This is a genomic window from Planomonospora algeriensis, assembly GCF_977012225.1.
In genome coordinates this window covers 1-2,716 of sequence record NZ_CDRNDK010000662.1, presented here as the reverse complement: position 1 = coordinate 2,716, position 2,716 = coordinate 1, and the positions used below count along the sequence as shown (strand labels likewise).

Annotated in this window: 1 protein-coding gene; it reads right to left on the bottom strand. The window is 71.4% G+C overall.

What is annotated here, in order from left to right; translation table 11 throughout:
* Positions 1–100 precede the first annotated feature (100 nt).
* Positions 101–2,716, bottom strand: a 2,616-nt coding sequence (adhE, locus tag ACWJ6R_RS34150) for a bifunctional acetaldehyde-CoA/alcohol dehydrogenase (RefSeq protein WP_449066176.1), incomplete at its 5' end; no start/stop codon positions are given.

Below are 2,716 nucleotides of genomic sequence, written 5' to 3'. Positions count from 1 at the left end.
TCCCCGTCCGGTGCGAGGGCGGAGGCCGGACGGGACCCGCGGGGGCGGGGTTACGGAGGCGGGGGCGGGGCCTGCGGGGACGGGGAGCGGGACCCGCCCGTCACTTCCCGTAGTAGGCGGTCCGCATCAACTCCTGCATGTCCGCCAGCATCGGCATGCGCGGGTTGGCGGGGGCGCACTGGTCCTCGTAGGCGTTGACCGCCTGCTCCGGCAGCGAGGCCAGGAACGCCTCCTCGTCGACGCCGATCCGCTGGAACGACGGCTCGATGCCGACCGCGTCGCGCAACCGCTCCACCGCCGTCGCGAGGGACTCCACCCCCTCCGCCGGGGTCGCGGCGGGCAGGCCCAGCGCCTGGGCGATCTCGCAGAAGCGCTCCGGAGCCCGGTAGTCCTCGTACTTCGGCCAGCCCGACAGCTTCGACGGGACGGTGCCGTTGTAGCGGATCACGTGCGGCAGCAGCAGCGCGTTGGTGCGCCCGTGCGCCACGTGGAAGGTGGCCCCCAGGGTGTGCGACATGGCGTGCACGATGCCCAGGAAGGCGTTGCCGAAGGACATGCCCGCGATCGTGCCGGCGTTGTGCATCTTCTCCCTGGCCTCCGGGTCGGCGGCGCCGTGCTTCACCGCCCGCTCCAGGTAGCGGAAGACGAGCTTGACCGCCTGCAGGGCCAGGCCGTCGGTGAAGTCGCTGGCGTAGACCGACACGTAGGACTCGATGGCGTGGGTGAGCGCGTCGAACCCGCTGTCGGCGGTGACCACGCGCGGCAGGTCGGCCGCGAGCACCGGGTCGACGATGGCCACGCTGGGGGTGAGCGCGTAGTCGGCCAGCGGGTACTTCTTGCCGGTGACGCCGTCGGTGATGACCGCGAACGGCGTCACCTCCGCGCCGGTGCCCGAGGTGGTGGGCACGCACACCAGGCGGGCGCGCTCGCCGAGCGTCGGGAAGCGGAAGGCGCGCTTGCGGATGTCGAAGAACTTCTCCTTCATGTCGGCGAACACCACCTCCGGGTGCTCGTAGCGCAGCCACATCACCTTGGCCGCGTCCATCACCGAGCCGCCGCCCAGCGCGATGATCGTGTCCGGCTGGAAGGACCGCATCAGCTCGGCGCCCCGGTCCACCGTCGCGACGCTGGGTTCCGGCTCCACGTCGTCGACGATCTGCAGGGCGACCCGCTCGCCGCGGCGCTGCAGCACGTCGAGGATGCGGTCCACGTAGCCCAGCCGGGTCATCACGCCGTCGGTGACGACCGTCACCCGGTGCACGTCCGGCATGTCGGCGAGGTAGCGGATCGCGTTCGGCTCGAAGTAGATCTTCGCGGGGACCTTGAACCACTGCAGGTTGTTGTTGCGCCGGCCGATGCGCTTAATGTTGATCAGGTTGACGGCGGTGACGTTGTTCGACACCGAGTTGTGGCCGTAGCTGCCGCAGCCCAGGGTCAGCGAGGGCAGGAACGCGTTGTACATGTCGCCGATGCCGCCCTGGGAGGCGGGGGCGTTCCAGATCACCCGGACCGCCTTGACGCGCCTGCCGTACTCCTCGGCGAGGGCGGCGTCCTCGGTGTGGATGACCGCGCTGTGCCCGAGCCCGTGGAACTCGACCATCCGCTCGGCGTGCGTCAGGCCCTCCTCGCGCGAGGAGGCGCGCAGTACGGCCAGCACGGGGCAGAGCTTCTCCCGGGTCAGCGGTTCGGCCGGGCCGACCTCGTCCACCGGGACGAGGATCACGGAGGCGTCGTCGGGAACGGTGAAGCCGGCCTGCGCGGCGATCCACTGCGGGGAGCGGCCGACCACGTCGGGGTTGAGCCTCGCGCCCGAGCAGTTCTCGCCGCCGGCGGCCGTGCCGAAGACGAACTCCTCCAGCTTCGCCTTCTCCGCCGGGGTGGCGACGTGCGCGTGCAGCCGGCGGAACTCGGCGAGCGCGGCGTCGTAGATCTCGTGGTCGAGGATGACCGCCTGCTCGGAGGCGCAGATCATGCCGTGGTCGAACGTCTTGGACAGCACCACGTCGTGTACGGCGCGGCGCAGCTTGGCGCTGCGCTCGATGTAGGCCGGGACGTTTCCGGCGCCGACCCCCAGGGCGGGCTTGCCGGCCGAGTAGGCGGCCCTGACCATGCCGTTCCCGCCGGTGGCGAGGATGGTCGAGACCCCCTCGTGGCGCATGAGCGCGGAGGTGGCCTCCAGCGACGGCTCGGTGATCCACTGGACGCAGTGCTCGGGGGCGCCGGCCTCGACGGCGGCGTCACGGACGATCCGCGCGGCCTCGGCGCTGCAGCGCTGCGCCGAGGGATGGAAGGCGAACACGATCGGGTTGCGGGTCTTGAGCGCCAGCAGCGCCTTGAACACGGTCGTCGAGGTGGGGTTGGTGACGGGGGTGACGCCGCACACGACGCCGACCGGGTCGGCGATCTCGACGATCCCGCTGATCTCGTCGCGGGAGACGACACCCACGGTCTTCAGGCCGGCCATGCTGTGCGTGACGTGCTCGCAGGCGAAGATGTTCTTCACCGCCTTGTCCTCGAAGACGCCGCGGCCGGTCTCCTGCACGGCCAGGCCCGCGAGCTCGGCGTGCCGGCCCAGCGCGGCGACGGACGCCTTCTTGACGATGTGGTCGACCTGCTCCTGGGTGAAGGAGTCGTACGCGGCCAGGGCCTTGAGCGCGTCCGCCACCAAGGCGTCGACGGCGGCGTGGACGTCGGCGGTGGTGGGGGCGGGGGCGGG